General features: G+C 63.6%; 19 protein-coding genes. 3 read left to right on the forward strand and 16 right to left on the reverse strand.

Features of this window, described 5'->3' with window-relative positions:
• Positions 1-2: 2 nt before the first annotated feature.
• Positions 3-458 (forward strand): GNAT family N-acetyltransferase, encoded by a 456-nt coding sequence (locus tag LY632_RS09835; RefSeq protein ID WP_234090963.1) that lies wholly within the window; start codon positions 3-5, stop codon positions 456-458.
• Here LY632_RS09835 and LY632_RS09840 read toward each other — a convergent pair.
• The 11 genes from LY632_RS09840 to LY632_RS09890 all read right to left on the reverse strand — a co-directional run bounded on the left by LY632_RS09840 (position 455) and on the right by LY632_RS09890 (position 12,844).
• Positions 455-826: a tRNA-binding protein gene (locus tag LY632_RS09840; RefSeq protein WP_234090964.1), complete on the reverse strand. Its 372-nt coding sequence runs from the start codon at positions 824-826 to the stop codon at positions 455-457. The two genes, LY632_RS09835 and LY632_RS09840, sit on opposite strands and share 4 nt — an antisense overlap.
• Complete coding sequence (locus tag LY632_RS09845; RefSeq protein ID WP_234090965.1) at positions 826-2,865, reverse strand: acetyl/propionyl/methylcrotonyl-CoA carboxylase subunit alpha; 2,040 nt, start codon at positions 2,863-2,865, stop codon at positions 826-828. The genes LY632_RS09840 and LY632_RS09845 overlap by 1 nt, the downstream gene beginning before the upstream one ends.
• Complete coding sequence (locus LY632_RS09850) at positions 2,865-3,662, reverse strand: DUF3445 domain-containing protein (RefSeq protein WP_234090966.1); 798 nt, start codon at positions 3,660-3,662, stop codon at positions 2,865-2,867. The genes LY632_RS09845 and LY632_RS09850 overlap by 1 nt, the downstream gene beginning before the upstream one ends.
• Before the next feature lie 122 nt (positions 3,663-3,784).
• Complete coding sequence (gene bioB / locus LY632_RS09855; RefSeq protein ID WP_234090967.1) at positions 3,785-4,795, reverse strand: biotin synthase BioB; 1,011 nt, start codon at positions 4,793-4,795, stop codon at positions 3,785-3,787.
• Between the two features lie 10 nt (positions 4,796-4,805).
• Positions 4,806-5,543 (reverse strand): HNH endonuclease signature motif containing protein, encoded by a 738-nt coding sequence (locus LY632_RS09860; protein WP_234090968.1) that lies wholly within the window; start codon positions 5,541-5,543, stop codon positions 4,806-4,808.
• Positions 5,540-7,693, reverse strand: coding sequence for a methylmalonyl-CoA mutase (gene scpA, locus LY632_RS09865; RefSeq protein WP_234090969.1), 2,154 nt, complete (start codon positions 7,691-7,693; stop codon positions 5,540-5,542). Before scpA ends, LY632_RS09860 begins: the two co-directional genes overlap by 4 nt.
• Before the next feature lie 10 nt (positions 7,694-7,703).
• On the reverse strand, positions 7,704-8,315 hold the full coding sequence (locus LY632_RS09870) for a glutathione S-transferase family protein (RefSeq protein WP_234090970.1): 612 nt from the start codon (positions 8,313-8,315) through the stop codon (positions 7,704-7,706).
• A gap of 1 nt (position 8,316) precedes the next feature.
• Positions 8,317-9,102 (reverse strand): enoyl-CoA hydratase-related protein, encoded by a 786-nt coding sequence (locus tag LY632_RS09875; RefSeq protein ID WP_234090971.1) that lies wholly within the window; start codon positions 9,100-9,102, stop codon positions 8,317-8,319.
• 292 nt (positions 9,103-9,394) lie between these two features.
• Entirely contained in the window at positions 9,395-9,844 is a 450-nt protein-coding gene (gene mce / locus LY632_RS09880; RefSeq protein WP_234090972.1) for a methylmalonyl-CoA epimerase, read from the reverse strand.
• 377 nt (positions 9,845-10,221) lie between these two features.
• On the reverse strand, positions 10,222-11,754 hold the full coding sequence (locus LY632_RS09885) for an acyl-CoA carboxylase subunit beta (protein WP_234090973.1): 1,533 nt from the start codon (positions 11,752-11,754) through the stop codon (positions 10,222-10,224).
• 64 nt (positions 11,755-11,818) lie between these two features.
• Positions 11,819-12,844 (reverse strand): aldehyde reductase, encoded by a 1,026-nt coding sequence (locus LY632_RS09890; protein ID WP_234090974.1) that lies wholly within the window; start codon positions 12,842-12,844, stop codon positions 11,819-11,821.
• A gap of 78 nt (positions 12,845-12,922) precedes the next feature.
• On the opposite strand from LY632_RS09890, the gene LY632_RS09895 reads away from it, so the two are divergent.
• Positions 12,923-14,044, forward strand: a complete 1,122-nt coding sequence (locus LY632_RS09895) for an FAD-binding oxidoreductase (protein WP_234090975.1) — start codon at positions 12,923-12,925, stop codon at positions 14,042-14,044.
• Here the strand turns inward: LY632_RS09895 and gorA are convergent.
• From gorA to LY632_RS09910, 3 genes are all read right to left on the reverse strand, one after another.
• Positions 14,041-15,390, reverse strand: coding sequence for a glutathione-disulfide reductase (gene gorA, locus LY632_RS09900; RefSeq protein WP_234090976.1), 1,350 nt, complete (start codon positions 15,388-15,390; stop codon positions 14,041-14,043). The two genes, LY632_RS09895 and gorA, sit on opposite strands and share 4 nt — an antisense overlap.
• A 98-nt stretch (positions 15,391-15,488) precedes the next feature.
• On the reverse strand, positions 15,489-16,931 hold the full coding sequence (locus tag LY632_RS09905) for a DEAD/DEAH box helicase (RefSeq protein WP_234090977.1): 1,443 nt from the start codon (positions 16,929-16,931) through the stop codon (positions 15,489-15,491).
• 360 nt (positions 16,932-17,291) lie between these two features.
• Positions 17,292-17,999, reverse strand: coding sequence for a CDP-alcohol phosphatidyltransferase family protein (locus LY632_RS09910; RefSeq protein WP_234090978.1), 708 nt, complete (start codon positions 17,997-17,999; stop codon positions 17,292-17,294).
• 61 nt (positions 18,000-18,060) lie between these two features.
• Here LY632_RS09910 and chrA point away from each other — a divergent pair, with 61 nt between their 5' ends.
• A complete protein-coding gene (gene chrA / locus LY632_RS09915) occupies positions 18,061-19,362 on the forward strand; it encodes a chromate efflux transporter (protein WP_234090979.1) in 1,302 nt (433 codons plus the stop codon).
• Here the strand turns inward: chrA and LY632_RS09920 are convergent.
• Both LY632_RS09920 and LY632_RS09925 read right to left on the reverse strand, forming a co-directional pair.
• Entirely contained in the window at positions 19,359-19,829 is a 471-nt protein-coding gene (locus LY632_RS09920; protein ID WP_234090980.1) for a TspO/MBR family protein, read from the reverse strand. The genes chrA and LY632_RS09920 overlap by 4 nt on opposite strands.
• 45 nt (positions 19,830-19,874) lie before the next feature.
• Positions 19,875-20,618 (reverse strand): hypothetical protein, encoded by a 744-nt coding sequence (locus tag LY632_RS09925; protein ID WP_234090981.1) that lies wholly within the window; start codon positions 20,616-20,618, stop codon positions 19,875-19,877.
• Between the last annotated feature and the right edge of the window lie 45 nt (positions 20,619-20,663).

Genomic DNA, 20,663 nt, shown 5'->3' on the forward strand with positions numbered 1-20,663 from the left:
AGATGCGCGTAGACCCCGCCAGCTTGGAAGACCCTGCCGTCCGCCAGATGGTCGAATATCACCAACGCGATGCGCAGTCCTTGTCCCCACCCGGCACCAGCTTCGCGCTCGATGTTTCGGGATTGGCAGGGCCGTCGATCACTCTGCTTGGCGCTTGGGAGAACGAGACACTGATCGCAATCGGCGCGCTCAAGCGCCTGTCGGGGACCCACGCCGAATTGAAATCCATGCGCACTCACCCCGACCATCTCGGCAAGGGCGCAGCCAAGGCAATCCTGAACGCGCTGACCGAAATCGCGCGTTCAGAAGGTATGCTGCGGTTGAGCCTGGAAACCGGAACGGGCGAAGCGTTCGCACCGGCGAAGGCACTCTACAGCGGCTTCGGATTTGCGCCGGGGGAGGCCTTTTCGGACTACGTCAACGGGGCGCACAACCAGTGCTGGCACATGGCGCTCTAGAAAAGGCGCGAACCGTCGGGCACCTTCACGTCGGGCGCGAATAACACGACCTCGCCTGCCTCGTCGGCGAAGCCTAGCGTCAACACTTCGGACATCGCCGGGCCGATCTGGCGCGGCGGGAAATTGACCACCGCCGCGACCTGCCGCCCGACCAGATCGTCGAGGTGATAATTGGCCGCAATCTGCGCGCAGCTCTTCTTCTCGCCGATCACCGGGCCGAAATCGATCCGCAGGCGGTAACTCGGCTTGCGCGCTTCGGGGAATTCCTCTGCTGCCACGATGGTCCCGATGCGGATATCGACCTTGAGGAAATCGTCGAAGGCGATTTGTGCAGCGGCCGGAGCATCGGGATCGTGGCGGAGATGCATTATTCCAGCTCGAGGATCACCGCATCGACCGCCAGGCTGTCGCCCTCGGCCGCGTTGATTTTGGATACCACCGCCTGCTTCTCGGCGCGCAGGATGTTCTCCATCTTCATCGCCTCGACCGTGGCAAGCGGCTGGCCGGGCTGGACTTCCTCGCCCTCGCCAACGTGCAGCTTCACCAGCAGGCCAGGCATCGGGCAGATCAGCAGCTTGGAGAGATCGGGCGGGATCTTCTCGATCATGTGGTCCGCCAGATGTGCGATGCGGGTCGGCAGGATGCGCAGCTGGTGGGTCGCACCGCGCGTGGTGATGGCAAAGCCGGTGCGGGTGGGCCTCAGCTGCAAGGTCAGTGCCTCGCCTGCCACCTCTTCATCGCCGCCCCATTCGACATCGACCATCGCCTCGCCGGGCGTGTATTCCATCTCCAGCGCTACAGCATCGCCATCGACCGTGATCGCCTCTTCCTCGAGACTCACGATATAGTCACGCTCGCCGATGCGGACAGTCCAGTCCCCCGGCGGCAGCATGTTCCCGTCGAGCTGCTGGTCGATCCGCCGCGCCCGGTCCGCATCCGCGGTGGCAATTACACCGCCAATGGCAGCAAGTGCGCGGAGCAAGTCATCCGAAGCCGCCGCACCGTTGAACCCTTCCGGATATTCCTCGGCGATGAAGCCGGTGGTCAGTTCGCCCGATCGGAAACGCGGGTGCTGCATCAGCGCGCTGAGGAAATCGACATTGTGCCCCAGCCCTTCGATGCGGAAGGCATCGAGCGCCTGGATCTGCAAGTCGGCCGCCTCGTCGCGGGTTTCGCCCCAGGTGATCAGCTTGGCGATCATCGGGTCGTAGTACATCGAGACCTCGCCGCCTTCATAGACGCCGTCGTCGATCCGCACTCCGCCAACGCCGCGCCGGCCATTGGCGCTGCCATCATCGGTCCAGCCCTGGAGCGGCGGCTGATAGCGAACAAGCCGCCCGGTGCTGGGCAGGAACCCGCGATAGGGGTCCTCGGCATAGACGCGGTTCTCGATTGCCCAGCCATCAATGCCAATTTCGTCCTGCGTCATCGCCAATTTCTCGCCGGCAGCCACGCGGATCATCTGCTCGACCAGATCGATGCCGGTGATCGCCTCGGTAACCGGATGTTCCACCTGCAGGCGGGTGTTCATCTCGAGGAAGTAGAAGCTTTCGCCGGTCGGGTCCGCGCCGCTGACGATCAGTTCGACCGTGCCTGCGCTATAGTACCCGACGGCGCGCGCCAGCGCGACGCATTGCTCGCCCATCGCCTTACGCATCCTGGGCGTGACGAAGGGCGACGGCGCTTCCTCGACCACCTTCTGGTGGCGCCGCTGGATGCTGCATTCGCGCTCGTTGAGGTAGAGGATGTTGCCGTGCTGGTCGCCGAGGATCTGGATCTCGATGTGGCGCGGATTCAGGATGAACTTCTCGATGAAGACGCGGTCGTCGCCGAAGCTGTTGAGCCCTTCTCGCTTCACGCTCTCGAAGCCTTCGCGGACATCGGCGTCGTTGTAGGCCAGACGCATGCCCTTGCCCCCGCCGCCGGCGCTGGCCTTCATCATCACGGGGTAGCCGATTTCCTCGGAAATCCGGACCGCGTGGTCGGTATCCTCGATCTCGCCGACGAAACCGGGGACCACATTGACCCCCGCTTCCCTGGCCAGTTTCTTGGACTCGATCTTGTCGCCCATCGCCGCAATCGCGCCGACCGGCGGGCCGATGAAGGCGATGTTCTCCTTCGCCAGCGCTTCGGCGAAACTGGTGCGCTCGGAGAGGAAGCCATAACCCGGATGGACCGCTTCGGCTCCCGTTTGCTTGCACGCGGCGATGATCTTGTCGGCGACCAGGTAGCTCTCGGCCGCAGGCGCAGGCCCGATATGAACCGCCTCGTCCGCCATGCGCACGAAGGGAGCGCGCGCATCGGCGTCCGAATAGACCGCAACTGTTTGGATACCCATGCGGCGGGCGGTCTTGATGACGCGGCAGGCAATCTCGCCGCGGTTAGCAATCAGGATTTTCTTGAACATCAGCCCTCGGATTCCTCTCTTCGCCCATCCGCATAGCCCAACAGCGCCGGAAGGTAAGCCCCTATCCCGCGTCGTTCGCGCTCGCCGGAGGGAATGGCCTGGACGGCTTCGGCCAGCCAGTGGATCGAGTCCGCCGGCAACGATCCAAGCGGCTCCACATAGACGCCGATGGTGAAGAGGATCGCGCCCGTCTGCGGCAGCCGGCGCAGGGTCTGGCGTTCGCAACGGGCGAAGAGGCGGTCCCCGGCGTTCTCGGCGGTGACACCCGCGAACAACTCGCGCTCGCCTGGCAGGTGGCACAGGGCACCGCTGTCGACGACGAACCAGTTGCTGCGGCCATACAGCGCGCCGGGCTTGAGCTTGGCCATGAAGCGGTCCACCCCGGTGGCCAGCTGTTCGGCATAGCCATGGATCGGGGCATGCATCATCGCGAGCGGCAGGCCCATCTTCTGCTCGACCCGCCAGTCGGTCGGGTACGCCACCGCGGCACCGATCAGGCGGTAGATGTCCTCATCGGGCTGTCGGGTGAGGAGGCACATGTCCTCGTGTTGCGCGCGGGCCGCCTCGGCCAGGCCGCCGGAAAGGCCAAGCATGGCGGCGAGTTCGGCACCGGGAGCTTTGGCCTCTTGGGTCAGCTGGATGGCTTCCGGTCGGGCATCAAAGGCTACTGCGCGAGTGGCGAGATCAGGATCAGGCTGGAGCCATTCATCCTCGTCCAGCGCGCGCAGGCCGATCTTGAGCTTCTCGCCATTGCGCGCGTGCGGGAGCAATTCGCGGACGGAGAAGCCGAGGGTCATGCCCCTACCCTACCCCTTCACGTCACCCCGGACTTGATCCGGGGTCCCGCTACCTGTTGTGCCCGGCTTCGAGAAAAGCGGGACCCCGGCTCGGGGGCCGGGGTGACGAGAATGAGAGTTCTTCACTCCGCCGGTACCGCTTGCCGTTCGGCACGCATCGGCTCCTCGCCTTTCAGCGCCGTCAGCCCCAGCTTGGCGAAGAGCGCGGCGTCGCTGTCGTCACCGGCATTGGGCGCGGTCAGCAACTTGTCGCCGGTGAAGATCGAGTTCGCGCCCGCAAGGAAGCACAGCGCCTGTGTCGCCTCGCTCATGCTCTCACGCCCGGCGCTGAGGCGGACCATGCTCTTGGGCATACAGATGCGCGACACTGCGACGGTGCGGACGAATTCGATATCGTCGATCTTCGCCAGCGGCGTGTCGGCCAATATATTGCCCAGCACCGTGCCCTTGATCGGCACCAGCGCGTTGACCGGCACGCTTTCGGGATGCTGCGGCAAGGTGGCGAGCGTGTGGACGAAGCCGACGCGATCCTCGCGGGTCTCGCCCATGCCGATGATGCCGCCGCTGCACACGTTGATCCCCGCGCCGCGCACGTGGTCGAGCGTATCGAGCCGTTCCTGCATCGAACGCGTCGAGATGATCCGCTCGTAATACTCCGGGCTGCTGTCGATATTGTGGTTGTAGTAGTCGAGCCCCGCCTCGGCGAGCATGCCCGCCTGCTGCGGCGTCAGCATGCCCAAGGTCATGCAAGTTTCCAGCCCCATCTCGCGCACGCCCTTCACGATCTCGACAATCGCGGGCATGTCGCGGTCCTTGGGATTGCGCCACGCCGCGCCCATGCAGAAGCGCTGGCTGCCCGCATCCTTGGCCTGCGCCGCTCGCTGGAGCACGGCTTGCACGTCCATCAGCTTGGTCGCCTCGACGCCGGAATCGGCATGGACCGACTGCGAGCAATAGCCGCAATCCTCCGGACACCCGCCGGTTTTGATCGACAGCAGCGTACAGAGCTGCACCTGCTCGGGCGGATGGAAAGCGCGGTGGACCGTGGCGGCCTGGAACAGCAGCTCGGTGAACGGGAGGTCGAAGAGGGCCGCGATTTCCTCGCGGGTCCAGTCGGTGCGGATGGGGGTCATTGGCGAAGTCCTACAAGCCTTGGAGAATTTTTTGAAACTCTCTTTCCAGCTTAATTCTGTTTGAGCCAAAGTGCGCCTCCCGATGATGGTTTGGGCACAGCGCGATAACGTTTTTCAGGGTGTCTGGCCCCTGCTTGGAAAGGCTAATGATATGGTGTGCCTCGACATATCGACCTCTACCCTCAGTTTCGAAACCGCGCTTGCCACAGTACTCGCACCTGCCGTTAGCCCGATGGCGGACCGCGTTCCTAACATTCTCATTGCGAATGAAGTATGTTCCGGATGATTTTCGGCGCGCCGGACGCTCAGATCCGAGATTGTCGTCCGGCAGGTCATCGATTGCCGATTGTCCATTCGCAGCTGCCCTTTTCGCTGATTCAGTTATCCAGAAGCGATGCTTGTGATTTTCAAGTGTTACACCAATTCGGCGAGCATAGGCTTCTAGCTCAACATGCAGAGCTGCATCCTCCACATAGCCTGACCCGATAATTCTATTGATCTCGCGATTGGTGTCTTTCCCGTCACGCGAACCGCGAATGTCCAAATGCTTCAAAAGATCGTTGTTTCGATATCCAACAAATTTTGAGGGACAAAATGCCAGTTTGCCCTGAAACTGAAAAGGGAAGAAAGCCCTTCCCTTTCGAATGAGAAGCGCTGCGTCCGAACTCAGGTCATTGTCAGACTCAATGATCTCAGCAAGATAGTAGGCATTGCGCTCCAAGTCGCGAAGGTTGCGAACAAAGCTCACTCCGCCGCCTCGTCCAGCTCATCCCCCGCTGGCGGCATATTGTGGCCCAGCAGCCGCAGGATATCCGCGCCGCATTCGACTACATTGCTGCCCGGGCCGTAGATGCCCTGCACTCCCGCCTCGCGCAGGAAGTCGTAGTCCTGCGGCGGGATCACGCCGCCGGCGACGACCTTGATGTCGCTCCGGCCGGCCTCGCGCAGCAGGTTGATCAGTTCGGGGATCAACGTCTTGTGCCCGGCGGCAAGCGAGCTCGCACCGATGGCATCGACGCCGTGCTCGAGCGCCATTTCCATCGTCTCTTGCGGCGTCTGGAACAGCGGGCCGGAGATCACGTCGAAGCCCATGTCGGTGAAGGCGCTGGCGATGACATTGGCACCGCGGTCGTGGCCGTCCTGGCCCATCTTGGCGACCATGATCTTCGGCTTGCGGCCGAGGCGGCGTTCGACCGCCTTCACCCCGTCCAGCACCTGCTGCCAGCGGCGGTCGAATTCGTAGGCCGACTTGTAGACCCCGCGCACCGGCTTGGGGGTCGCATCGTGGCGGCCGAAGACTTCCTCCATCGCCGCCGAAATCTCGCCCAGCGTTGCATCGTGACGGGCGGCTTCCACAGCGAGCGCGAGAACATTGGCCCCGCCCGCCGCGCCTTCGCTGAGTGCCTTGAGCGCTGCCCGGCACGCCGCCTCGTCGCGCACATCGCGCACCGCCTTGAGCCGCGCGATCTGGCCCTGCCGGACCTTGTGGTTGTCCACCTCCAACGTATCCATCGCGTCTTCGGTTTCGCGGCGATACTTGTTGACCCCGACGATCACCGTCTCGCCCCGGTCGATCCCGGTCTGCTTCTGCGCGGCGGCGGTCTCGATCGCGGCCTTGGGCGCGCCGGTGGCGACATAGGCCGTCATCCCGCCGGCCGCCTCGACTTCCTCTATCAGCGTCCAGGCATCGTTCACCAGCTGCTTGGTCAGCGCCTCGATGTAATAGGAGCCGCCGAGCGGATCGACCACGTGGCAGATGCCGCTTTCCTCCTGCAACACAAGCTGGGTGTTGCGGGCGATGCGGGCGGAGAAATCGGTCGGCAAGGCAATGGCTTCGTCGAGCGCGTTGGTGTGGAGCGACTGGGTGCCGCCCAGCGTGGCGGCCAACGCCTCCACCGTGGTGCGGATGACGTTGTTGTAGGGGTCCTGCTCCTGCAGGCTCACACCCGAAGTCTGGCAGTGTGTGCGCAGCATCTTGCTGCGTTCGGACTTGGCCCCCAGCCCGTCCATGACCCGCCACCACAGTGTGCGCGCCGCGCGCAGCTTGGCGATCTCCATGAAGAAGTTCATGCCGATGCCGAAGAAGAAGCTCAATCGCCCGGCGAAGGCATCGATATCGAGCCCGCTGGCCATCGCTCGCGTGACATACTCCTTGCCGTCGGCGATGGTGAAAGCGAGTTCCTGCACCGCCGTCGCCCCGGCCTCGTGCATATGATAGCCGCTGATCGAAATGCTGTTGAATTTCGGCATGTTGGCCGAGGTATAGGCGATGATATCGCTGACGATCCGCATGCTCGGCTCAGGCGGGTAGATATAGGTGTTGCGGACCATGAACTCCTTGAGGATGTCGTTCTGGATGGTCCCGTCGAGCTTGTCCTGGCTGACCCCCTGGCGCTCCGCCGCGACGATGAAGAAGGCCAGCACCGGGATCACCGCGCCGTTCATGGTCATGCTGACCGACATCTGATCGAGCGGGATGCCGTCGAACAGGATTTCCATGTCGCGCACGGTGTCGATCGCGACGCCGGCCTTGCCGACATCGCCGACGACGCGGGGGTGGTCGGAGTCATAGCCGCGGTGGGTGGCGAGGTCGAAGGCGACCGACAGCCCCTTCTGCCCGGCGGCGAGGTTGCGGCGGTAGAAAGCGTTCGATTCCTCGGCAGTGGAGAAGCCCGCATATTGCCGGATCGTCCACGGGCGGCCGGCGTACATGCTGGCCTTCACCCCCCGCGTGAACGGAGCGAAACCGGGCAGGCCGGGGTCGATATCCGCCGTATCCTCTGCCGTATAGAGCGGCTTGATGGTGAAGCCTTCCGGCGTGTGCCAGTCGAGATCGCGGCCCTTCACTTCCTTGTCGGCAAGGGACTTCCAGTCGGCGGGGGTCGGCTTGTCACTCATCTCGGGTCCTTCAAGCGGCGGCGCTGGGCCGCGCGCTTACGCGTTCGTGCCATGCCAGCAGCGCTGCACAATCTTGCGGCGCTCCGCAACCCACGAAACCGGCAAAATCCATCGTCGTGAGCAGGAGGATATCGGCCATGGTATAGCCGTCGGTAGCGAGGAATTCACCCCCCTCAAGCGACTGGTCGAAGAACCGAAACGCTTCCTCCACGCGCGCGCGATTGGTCTCGCCCCATTCGGTATTGCGGCCGGGGAGGCGCGCGGTGAAGGCGTGGGTGTGGACCCAGACGGCCCCGACCGGCGGCATCAGAATCATCTCGACCCTTCGGCTCCACTGCTCGATATGGGCAATCTCCAGCGGCGTGCTGCCGAACAGCGGCGGTTCGGGGTGGAGCGCCTCGAGATAGCGGCAGATCGCCACACTCTCGGTGATCACCTCGCCATCGTCGGTTTCCAGCGCCGGGGTCTGCCCACGGGGGTTGATCCGCAGGAACTCCTCCGACTTCTGCTCGCGCGCCAGGATCGAGATTTCGCGGCTTGGCAGGTCGATGCCCTTTTCGGCCGCAAAGATGCGCACCCGGCGCGGGTTGGGCGCCGGGTTCGGGCTGTCGTAGAACAGCATCCTACTTCCCCTTGAACTCGGCCTTGCGCTTCTGGAGGAAGGCCATGCCGCCTTCCATCGCATCGGCGCTGGCCCCGGCGATCTGCTGTCCTTCGGCCTCGGCCAGGAGAACGTCGGACAGGGTGCCGTCCATCGCCAGCGCGATGTTGCGCTTCATGGTGGCGTAGGAAACGGTCGGGCCATTGGCGAGCTTCTCTGCCAGCGCCTTCGCCTCCGCCATCAGCGCGTCATCATCGACCGCCTTGTAGATCAGGCCCCATTCCTCGGCCTGCTGCGCCCCGATCTTCTCGCCCAGCATCATCATGCGGGTGGCACGGGCGCGGCCGATCGCGCGGGCGAGCAGCCAGGTCGAGCCGCCGTCGGGCACGAGGCCTATATTGACGAAGGCCTGGAGGAAATAGGCGCTCTTGCCCGCGATGGTGAAGTCCGCCGCCAGCGCCAGCGAGCAGCCGACACCTGCCGCCGGGCCGTTGACAGCACAGATCACCGGCACCTTGGCCCGCAGCACCTGCGTCACCGCCGGATTGTAGTGGTTCTGCAAGGCGCGGTGGCTGCCGCCCTTGGCCTGCAGCGCACTGCGCTCGCCGCGCGCCGCAAGGTCCGCGCCCGAGCAGAAGCCCTTCCCCGCCCCGGTGATCAGCACCGCCCGCGCATTGCCCAGGTCATAGAATGCCCCGCCCAGCTCGTCGGCCATGTCCGGACCCATGGCGTTGAGGCGCTCGGGCCGGTTGAGGGTGATGGTCAGCAGCGGGCCGTCGCGCTCGACGGTGATGGTTTCGTAGGACATGCTTGTCTCTCCCAAAAGTCCTGTTTCGCAACCGACTGTGGCGCGGGTGAGCGGTGGTGGCAAGTCCTTAGCGCCACCTTACACGTCACCCCGGACTTGATCCGGGGTCCCGCTGTTCTTCGGGTGGGACGCAAAATCGAGCGGGACCCCGGCTCGGGGGCCGGGGTGACGGGGTGACGGGGTGACGGGGTGGGCAGTTGGGGGAGCCGTCATCCCAGCAAAAGCTGGGATCTGCCTCCCACTCGCTCCATGCCGAGAAAGATCCCAGCTTGCGCTGGGATGACGCGAGCGATCAATTCGACCAGTGCCCGCCTTCCTTGGGCGTCTCCATGATCTCCGTCAGCATACCCTGCATGTCCTTGGGATGGAGGAAGAAGATCGGCGTGCCGTGCGCGCCGATGCGGGTCGGGCCGAGGATGCGCTTGCCCATGTCCTCGAATGCCTCGCGGGCGATCTCGATATCGGGCACTTCAAAACAGACATGGTGCTGCCCGCCGAGCGGGTTCTTGGCGAGGAAGCCCATGATTGTCGAATTCTCGTCCAGCGGCTCGATCAGTTCGATCTGGGTGCCGTCCATGCCGGATGAGGTGGGCGTATTGACGAAGCAGACCTTCACCCCCTGCTCGGGCATGTCGAACGGCTCGGAGATATCGGTCGCGCCCATCACATCGCGATAATGCGCAATGGAGTCCGCGATCGAGGGTGTCGCGACGCCGATATGGTTGAGACGGCCGAGTTTCATATCGCCACTCCGTTCTCTGTCAGGCGGCCGCTCAACAAACGACACCCTTTTTACTACATACGACCGAGCGGATTGCTTTGTCGATGTCCTCTAGATGGCGTTTCTGCTCTTCGACGCGCCTAGTGCTTTCCACAACCGCTTCGTTCGCAGCCTCAATCCGTGGAGCCCATTCTGCGTCGATTGCGTCCAAACTAGCGGCTATTTCTCGATCGCGACACGATTCTGTGAAGCAACGATCAAGTGGAGTCAGTTGCGAGTACCAGATTGCGATAACGCCTGCGCCGACGACGAGCATACAAGCGACAATGGCGCGCTTCGAAAGGTGAATTGTGAGTCCGTCCTGAGTTGTCACAGATTTTCCTCGTTTTTATAACGCATCACAACGGAATATTATCATGCTTCTTCCACGGGTTCTCCAGCACCTTTCCGCGCAACTTCCGTAGCCCCAGGGCAATCCGCCGCCGGGTCGAGTGCGGGTAGATCACCTCGTCGATATAGCCGCGCTGGGCCGCGACGAAGGGGTTGGCGAAGCGGTCTTCATATTCCTTCGTCTTCTCGGCGATCTTGTCCGGATCGTCGCGGTCCTGGCGGAAGATGATCTCCACCGCGCCCTTCGCGCCCATCACGGCGATTTCGGCGGTGGGCCAGGCGTAGTTGAGGTCGCCGCGCAGATGCTTGGAGGCCATCACGTCATAGGCCCCGCCGTATGCCTTGCGGGTGATGACGGTGATCTTGGGCACGGTTGCTTCGGCATAGGCGAACAGCAGCTTGGCGCCGTGCTTGATGATCCCGTTATGCTCCTGGTCGGTGCCGGGGAGGAAGCCGGGGACATCGACGAAGGTCAGGATCGGGATCTCGAACGCGTCGCAGAAGCGCACGAAGCGTGCGGCTTTCTTGCTCGAGTTGATGTCGAGCACGCCCGCCAGCACCATCGGCTGATTGGCGACCACGCCCACCGTGCGCCCCTCGACCCGGCCGAAGCCGCACAGGATATTGCCCGCATGGGCCGGCTGGATTTCGAAGAAGTCGCCTTCGTCGAGCACCTTCCGGATCACTTCGTGCATGTCATAGGGCTGATTGGCGTTGGCCGGGACCAGCGTGTCGAGGCTGTCCTCGATACGGTCCCACGGATCGCTGGTCGGCCGTTCGGGCACCGGCTCGCGGTTCGACAGCGGCAGGTAGTCGAAGAAATTGCGGGTCGCGAGCAGCGCCTCGATGTCGTTTTCGAAGGCGATATCGGCGACGCTGGTCTTGGTGGTGTGGGTCACCGCCCCGCCCAGCTCCTCCTGCGTCACGGTCTCGTTGGTGACGGTCTTCACCACATCCGGCCCGGTGACGAACATGTAGCTCGAATCCTTCACCATGAAGATGAAGTCGGTCATCGCCGGGGAGTAAACCGCCCCGCCCGCACACGGCCCCATGATCAGGCTGATCTGCGGCACCACCCCGGATGCCAGAACGTTGCGCTGGAACACCTCGGCATAGCCACCAAGGCTCGCAACACCCTCCTGGATGCGAGCACCGCCGCTGTCGTTAAGGCCGATGACCGGTGCGCCGACCTTGAGCGCGGTGTCCATCACCTTGCAGATCTTCTCCGCATGCCGCTTGCTGAGCGAGCCGCCGAAGACAGTGAAATCCTGGCTGAAGACAAAGACCAGACGGCCATTGATCGTGCCGCTGCCGGTGACGACGCCATCGCCCGGGATCTTCTGGTCCTGCATGCCGAAATCGGTGCAGTCATGCTCGACATAGGCGTCGAGCTCTTCGAAGCTGTCTTCGTCGAGCAGGATATCGAGCCGCTCGCGCGCGGTCAGCTTGCCCTTGGCATGCTGCGCGGCAATGCGTTGCTCGCCCCCGCCCAGCTTGGCCGAGGCGCGGCGGCGTTCCATTTCAGCGATATTGGCGGACATGCTCTCTCCAGATTTGTTGCACGGCGGTTAGCCAGCGCAAATGCCCAGCGTCAAGCGAAGTGGCTCAGAGCTTCACCACGCCGTGTTCGAACAGGCTGCGCGCGCAATCGAGGATGCTCTCCTGCTCGGGACGGGTTTTCCAACCCAGCACCTTTTCGGCGTGGCTGGCGTCGGAATGGCGAATGCGGCCCAGCTCGCTCTTCACCGAGCGGAACGGCGGGTTGATGATCATGAACAGCGCCACCAGCCAGCCCGGCATAACCCTTTTGGGCAGCTTGCGGCCCTGTTCCCTCGTCAGCCCGGCGCGCAGGATGTTGGCGATCTCGATCATCTTCAGGAACCGGCCCGACGCAATGAACCGCTCACCCGCGATACCGGGGGTTTCGAGGCAGCGGACATGCAGGTCGGCGACATCGCGCAAATCGACCACGCCAAACCCGATATCGGGCGCCATCGGCACCTTGCCGCTCAGCAGCATGGTGATCGGGGTGACCGAGGGCGAGAAATCGCCGCTGTCGACCGGGCCCAGCACCAGCACCGGGTTGACGGAGACGAACTCCATCCCGCCGTCCTCGGTCTCGATGAACTTGCGCGCCTCACGCTCGGCGATGGTCTTGGACTTGGCGTAGGCGTTGGTGTCGGGCGAGTTGATGTCGGTCCAGTCGGCCTCGGTCGAGGTATATTCCTGCCCGCCCCTTCCATAGGCGATGGCGGCGATCGAGCTGGTCTGGACGAAGCGCTTGACCCCTGCCGCCTTGGCGAAGCGCAAAGCGCGGAGCGTGCCCTCGCGGGCCGGGACGATCAGGTCGTCTTCGTGATCCGGCACGGAATCCGATACGGGCGAGGCAACGTGGGCGACATGGGTGCAGCCCGCCACTGCCTCGGCCCAGCCATCGTCGCTGAGCAGTTCGGCCTGGAAGACCTTGAGCCGCTCTGCCGGCGGATTGCCGAAGCGCTGGCGCAACCCCGCCTCGCTTTTCGCCGTGCTGCGAACGGTGGTGTGGACCGTCCAACCCTTGGCCAGCAACTGCTTGATGAGTTCGCCGCCGATGAAGCCGGTGCCCCCGGTGACCAGAACCGTATTCGCCATGCCCGCTCTCCTTTACATGCGGCCTAAGGCCAAAGGTTGCAGCGCGCAACGGATTGCGTCAGGCTGGCGCGCATGCAGATGGTCGATACTCTGGTCATCGGTGGCGGGATCGCCGGATTGTCACTCGCCGCGCGCTGCGTGAAGCATGGCAGCGTTGTGGTGCTGGAGGCGGAAAGCGCGTTTGGCTACCACTCCTCGGGCCGCAGCGTCGCGCACGCCCATTTCGGGCTAGGCGACGATGTGATCCGGGCGCTGACGGCGCTGAGCATGGAGCGACTGGCCGAGGTGCCGGAGGATGGCAGCCCGCCTGCGGGTGTGGTGCATCCGTCGTTGCACATTGCCAGTGCTGACGATCTCGACGCGCTTGACGAGTTGGAGGCGCAGCATCGCCGGTTTGCGACCAATTTTTATCGCATCGGCGGGATCGAGGCGCAGGACATGGTGCCGGTTCTGACTGATTGGTCAGTGAACGAAGCAGTGCTCGACTATGCCGCACTGAAACTCGATGCCGATGTCATGTTGCAAGGGCATATCCGCGCCGTCCGGTCGGGAGGTGGGCAGATGCATTGCAGCTCGCAGGTTAAGGCCATTGTTTGCAGTAACGGCGGCTGGGTGGTTGAAACGACAAGCGAAAGCTATCGGGCCGCGAGGATCGTCAATGCCGCCGGGGCCTGGGCAGATGTAATCGCTGACATGGCCGGAGTGTCTCAAATCAAACTAGAGCCGAGACGCCGCACGGTCATTTCTTTTGACGGTCCTTCAGGACAGGACATCTCCAATTGGCCCTTCATCAAGACAGTCGGCGAGGGCTTCTACATGCTGCCCGAGGGCGCGGGGCGGCTGCTTGCCTCATCAATGGACGCTACCCCCTGCGAGCCCTGCGACGCCGCGCCGGAGGAACTCGATATCGCGACAGCCGCCCACCGCGTCGAGGAAGGGACCACGCTCGAAATCCGCCGCATCCATCACAGTTGGGCGGGCCTGCGCAGCTTCGCTCGGGACGAGCGGCCCGTGGTCGGTTTCGCGCCCGATGCACCCGGCTTTTTCTGGTTTGCCGGGCAAGGCGGGTTCGGCCTGCAAACCTCTCCCGCTCTCGCCGATTTGGGGGAGCACCTGCTGTTCGGCACACCCCTGCCGGAGGAGTTCGCTGGCTTCGGCCTTTCGCCTGAGCTGCTCTCCCCTGACCGTCTGCGCGCCTAGCGCATCAGCACAAGCTCTTCCGCCATGGTCGGATGGATCGCCGTGGTCGCGTCGAAGTCGGCCTTGGTCAGGCCGGCCTTCACCGCAATCGCGGCCGCCTGCATCATCTCGGCCGCGTCGGGCGCGATCATGTGGATGCCGACGATCCGTCCGTTGCTGTCGTCGCATACCATCTTGAACAGGCTGCGCTCGTTGCGTCCTGCCAGCACGTTCTTCATCGGCCGGAAATCAGCCTGGTAGACCCTGACCGAGCCGAGCGTGTTTCGCGCCTCGCTCTCCGTCAGCCCGACGGCCGCGATCGGCGGATGGCTGAAAACAGCGCTGGGAATGCAGCTGTGATCGACGGCGTAGGGCTCGCCCTTGCCGAACACGCTATCGGCAAAGGCCTGGCCCTCGCGGATGGCCACCGGGGTCAGTTGGACCCGATCGGTGACGTCACCGACGGCATAAAGATAATCGACGCTGGTCTTGCTGTAGGCATCGACCTTGATTTCGCCACGCTGGCCCAGTTCGACCCCGACCTTGTCGAGCCCCAGTCCCTCGACATTGGGTACGCGCCCGGTCGCGAACATCACCGCGTCGACTTCCATATCGTCGCAGCCGTCCAGTTCGACCTGCAAGGTCCCGCTCGCGGTCTTCGTGATCGATTTGAAGGTGGTGTTGAACTTGAACTCGATGCCCTTCATTAGGCTGATCTGCAGCAGCCGGTCACGCAGCGCTTCGTCATAGCCGCGCAGCAGCACGTCGGACCGATTGACCAGCGTGACCTTGCTGCCGAACTCGTTGAAGATCCCGGCAAACTCGTTGGCGATATAGCCGCCGCCGGCGATGATGATCCGCTTCGGGAGGGCATCAAGGTGGAACGCCTCATTCGAAGTGATGATGTGCTCGGCCCCCGGAAAATCAGGCACGAACGGCCGGGCGCCAGTGGCGACGAGGATATATTTCGCAGTGACCTTCCGTCCGCTTGCCAGGGTCACCTCATGATCTCCGGTGATCTCGGCGCGTTCCTCGAAGATCGTTACCTCATGATTGCCGAGGGTCTGGGTGTAGAGACCCTCCAACCGGGTCACATCGTTCAGCACGGCGTTGCGCAGCTTGATCCAGTCGAAGCTCTTGCCCTCGATATTCCAACCGAACTGCTCGGCGTCCTCCAGGTCCTCGGCGAAATGCGCGCCATAGACCAGCATTTTCTTGGGCACACAGCCGCGGATCACGCAGGTGCCGCCGATACGGTGTTCCTCGGCCACAGCCACCCTTGCACCATGTGCTGCGGCCACGCGGCTGGCGCGGACCCCGCCGGAGCCCGCGCCAATTGTGAAGAGGTCGTAATCGTAATCGGCCATGCGGCTCATCTCCTGCTGCGCGGGCGATATGGCGGCTCATGGTAAGCTTGCCAACCGCCGGGCGCGCAAGAGTGTGTTCGTGGCCAAGAAGCGCAGGGTTACCCCTGCCGGCGTTGCTGACCCCCGCCACCGTTGCCACCGCCACCAAAGCGACGACGGCGATTTCCGCCCGACTTGCCTCCGGGGGCGCCCTGCCCGGCATGCTTGGGCTTGCCGGCGCGGTTCGGATGCTTCTTCCCCGGACTGCCCTGCTTCTTGGCCGGGTTCTCGACCGGACCGCGAGCCTCACCGCCACCGCGCGGCGCACTGTTACCGCGCGGCTTGGGCTGCACGCGCGGGCCGCGCTGCTGTTGCTCGCGCTTGGTCGGGCCCACGCCTTCGACAACCGCGCGGAAATTGTCCGGCAGGGCGAGCCGCTCGAACTCCGCGTCGGTGTTCTTGCGGATATCCTTCAGGTACGCGCGTTCATCCTCGGCGCAGAAGGCGATGGCGATGCCGTCCTTCCCGGCCCGGGCGGTGCGGCCGATGCGGTGGACATATTGTTCGGGCACGTTGGGCAGTTCGTAGTTGATCACGTGGCTGACGCCCGGGATGTCGATACCGCGCGCGGCGACATCGGTCGCGACCAGCACGGGCACACGGGCGCTCTTGAACTCGGCCAGAGCGCGTTCGCGCTGCGGCTGGCTCTTGTTACCATGGATCGCGTTGGCGGCGATACCGACCTGCGCCAGCTTCTTCACCACGCGGTCCGCGCCATGCTTGGTGCGGGTGAAGACGAGGATCCGCTCCTGCTTGCCGGGCACCGGATGGCGGCCCTTGAGGATCATTTCGAGCAGCGACTGCTTCTCGTCCTGCTGGACCATGAACAGGTACTGGTCGATCCGCTCCGCCGTGGTCGCCGCTGGCGTGACAGAGACATGCGCCGGATTGGTCAGGTAGTTCTTGCTCAGTTCCTTGATGCTCGTCGGCATGGTGGCGCTGAACAGCAGCGTCTGGCGCTCCTTCGGCAGCATCGGCACGATCTTGCGCAGGGCATGGATGAAGCCGAGGTCGAGCATCTGGTCGGCCTCGTCGAGCACCAGGATCTCGACCCCGCCAAGACCGAACGCCTTCTGGTCGATCAGGTCGAGCAGACGGCCGGGCGTCGCGACGAGAATGTCGGTGCCGCGGTGCAGCTTGTTGCGATCCTTGCCCACGGACGTGCCGCCGACGATCGACTGGACCTTGAGGCCCGCCATCGCGCCATAATCCTTGGCCGACTGGGCGATCTGCCCGGCCAGCTCGCGGGTCGGCGCGAGCACCAGCATACGGCATGACTTGAACGGCGTCTGCCGGTCGGCCTCCCGCAAATTGTCGATGCTCGGCAGCATGAAGGCGGCGGTCTTGCCGGTGCCGGTCTGGGCAATGCCCAGCAGGTCGCGGCCTTCCAGCAGCAGCGGGATGGCCTGTTCCTGGATCGGGGTCGGCGTGTTGTAGCCCTTCATGTCGAGGGCCTGCAGCACGGGCTGCGACAGCCCGAGGGTTTCGAATGTGGTTGTCATAGGTACTCGCAAAATGTGCGGTGCGCCTGCGGACTCCAGCCGGAGTCCGGGCGCAGCGCGGGTGTCAAAACGACCCGCGTGAAAAGGGAAGCTTCTTGAAAAGGACCGAAGGGCTGCCGGGGCCTGGGGAATGTCTCTCCCCGGCCGCTTCACGCTGGCGCGCGCTTCGATGCGCGTCATATGGTGCAGCGCAGCATGAAAGTCAATCGGTTAGGTCGCGCAGAGCTGAAAGGTCAGACAAAGTTCACACCAACCTTACAGTGGCGAAGGCGCTTTCTCGGGATTTTTCTCGAAATAAGATCAATGATTCGAAAGAGCGATGGCGCTCCATGCCGCACCTTGGTGCCTGTTGGATAGCGCTTATCGCCTACGCCACTCCTCGTTGCGGGCGGGTTCTTCTTTCGCAAGGCGCCGCGCCGTCACGGCCGTCTGGATCGCGAAGAGCGCAATCAGAATGAGCCCGACGCCTCCGGTGAACAGGTCGAAGCCCGAAATATCTCCGAACCAGCCCGGCCCCGTCCCGAACCCCATCATCGCCAGCGTCAGGCCAATGAGGAGGAAGCGCAGCTCGGTCGGGCCGGCATTGAGATAGGACAACTTGAGTTCCCCCAACACCCGAACCGAGAGAAAGGCGTGGATCGACAGCAGCAGGTAGCCCGCCAGAGCCACCAGCGCCCATTCAAGCGTGACATAGGGGCTGAGGCCGATGCCCACCACCACCAGCGTCGTTGCCAGGCCATCACAGCTATGGTCGAGGAAATAGCCGTAACGCGGCCGTTCGATCTGCCGGAAGCGGGCGAGACTGCCATCGGTGCTGTCACCGAACCACTGCACGCCGTAGCCCGCGATCGCCAGCCACAACCAGTTCTCGCCCATATTGCTGGCAAGGTAGCCACCGAACACCATGAAGGCACCGACCATACCGATGCCGGTCAGCAAGTCCGGCGTCACCCATCCTGGCAGCCGCGCGCAGATCCAGTTCAGCAGCCGGCGTTCGCTGCGGGCGAGGAGGTTTTCCTGAATACGATTGATCGGTGGCAGGGGTTTGGGGGACTGTGACGTTTGCATGACAATGCCATGCGCCGCTTTGCCATGGCACACAATCGCTAATGCGCGCATATACAGCTGGATGAGCGATCCCCGCACTGGCCTGCCGGACCTGACGCGAGCATTCTGGCGTATCGGCTGGCTCAGCTTTGGCGGTCCGGCGGGCCAGATAGCGCTGATGCACCGCGAAATCGTGGAAGAGCGCGGCTGGGTCGACGAGAGCGACTATCTCGAGGCGCTGAACCTGTGCCACCTCCTGCCCGGACCGGAGGCGCAGCAGCTGGCGACATGGATCGGCTGGCGGCTTCATGGATGGCGTGGCGGTGTCATCGCGGGCGGGCTGTTCGTGCTGCCCGGCGCGCTGGTGATGCTGGGGCTGTCGGTGTTGTATGCCCTGGCCGCCAATCTCACCTGGTTCGAGGCGTTGTTCCTCGGCATCAAGGCTGCGGTGCTGGCCATCGTGTTGCAGGCGCTGAACCGGATCGGCTCGCGCGCATTGGGAGGCTGGCTGCGCAAACTCCTGGCCATCGCGGCATTCTTGGCGCTGTTCGTGTTTGGCCTGCCCTTTCCGCTGGTGGTGCTCGGTGCGTTGGCCCTGGGTGCCATGATCGGCGGGGTGCGGCCTGGCTGGCTGGCGCTTGATACGGTCGAGACCACGCCGCACGGGCCCATGCCATGGATTGCCAGCCTGCGCGCGGTGGCCAGCTGGGGCGCGATCTGGATCGCTCCGCTGGCATTGGTGCTGGCGACGCTCGGACCGGGCCATGTGCTATGGGATGTCGGGCTGTTCTTCTCGAAGCTGGCGGTCGTCACATTCGGTGGGGCCTACGCAGTGCTGGCCTACATGGCGCAGCAGGCGGTCGAAACCTACGGCTGGCTAGGCCCCGGTGAAATGGCCGACGGACTGGGCCTGGCCGAGACGACCCCCGGCCCCCTGATAATGGTGACGCAGTTTACCGGCTTCCTCGCCGGATGGCGCGCACCGGAGCCGTTCTCACCGCTGCTGGCAGGTGTGCTGGCAGCGGGGTTGACGACGTGGGTGACCTTCGCCCCGTGCTTCCTGTGGATTTTCGCGCTGGCCCCGTGGATGGAACGATTGAAGTATGCGCCCCGCATCCGCGCCGGACTGGCCGCGGTGATAGCGGCGGTGGTGGGCGTGATCGCCAACCTCGCGTTGTGGTTCGCGCTGCACGTGCTGTTCGCGCGGGTCGGGACGATGGATGCCGGGCCGGTGAGCTTCTCGTTGCCGGAATGGACCACACTCGACTGGCGCGCGGCGGTATTGACCGTGCTCGCGCTCCTGTTGACATTCGGGTTCAAGTGGAGCGTCATGCGGGTGCTGGCGCTTTGCGCAACCGGTGGGCTCGCGCTGACCCTTCTTTAGGCAAAGGGGCGGTTGAGCCGCACGATCACGAAGTTGAGGCAAGCCGCGAAACTGACCCAGACGAGGTATGGCACGATCAGCCAGCTCGCGAGGACCGAGAAGTCGCGCAACAAGACGCACAGCGCGAGCACCGAGGCCCACAGGAACGGCACCTCGACCAGCGCCCAGTCGGGCCGTTTGAGAGTGAAGAACAGCGGCGACCATAGGAAATGGAACACGCCATTGACGAGGAAGAGCGCGATCAGCAATCGCCGCGCGCCTTCGTCCGGCGCCGCGTTCCAGCTCAGCACGAAAGCCCATGCCGCCAGCCCGAGGATGATCGTCCACGCCGGGCCGAACAGCCAGTCGGGCGGTTGCCAGCTAGGTTTCTTGAGCTCGCGGTACCAGCTGCCGATCTTCGTCAGCAGTCCACCGCCCAGGCCGAGAATGACGGCCCATGCGATCGCAAAGGTTAGCGCGGAGGTCATTTTCGCATGCTATGGCTTAAATGCCGGAAGCGTCCAGCTCTTTGGTCAGCCGAGCACGGAATACATCAACAACTCGCCATCATAAACACCGCGCACGGGCTCGCCCGATGCGTTCACCGCCGGCTCGAACTTGTGGTATTTGGTCAAGACTTCACACAGCGACTTCTTCACGATCGCGCGCCTGAAACTCTGCGACAATCGGCAGTCGGTGATTTCTCCGGTTGCTGAAACCGCCAACGCAAATCCAAGCCGTTGCCTCAGCAAGCCAAGCGAGGAGGCGGTCCGAACCAATTCTGCCCCCCCATCGTACGAGATCAGCTTGGGAACGGGCCCACGCGTAATCAGCCCTTTCAACCGGTTCATGCAGCGGGCGAACTGCGGCTTAACATCCGCCAAACCTGCAGTGTCGAAGCGCTCCGAATTGCCCTTGCCATCCACCACATCAAAGTATGGGGCGTCACCCAACACACCAAAGAGGGTGAACAACTGGAGCACAGGGACGGTGCGATCCTCGACCTTCAACATCACATCGAAACGGTTCGATTCTTCTAGCAGAATAGAAGGAGTGGTGAGGCCCACGTGGTAGCCGTATTCTTGGTCAGTGTGATAATGGAAGATCCGGCCCCGTTCGGGCGAACTGGTGATTGTGCAGACTTCTCCGTCTGTCGTGACCGACCATGTCTCACTTTTGGCAAGAACTTCGGTTGCCGCAGGTGCCTCTTCTGCCGAGGCGGTTGTACCGCTCAACAGCAACACCGTGACTAATAGGCAAAAAATAACATCGCGCATTGGACCACACCGTTTTCAAGCGGTCTCTGTCTAGCCTGAAACCGA

Origin of the sequence: Erythrobacter sp. SDW2 (assembly GCF_021431965.1) — a bacterium.
Lineage (GTDB): Bacteria > Pseudomonadota > Alphaproteobacteria > Sphingomonadales > Sphingomonadaceae > Parerythrobacter.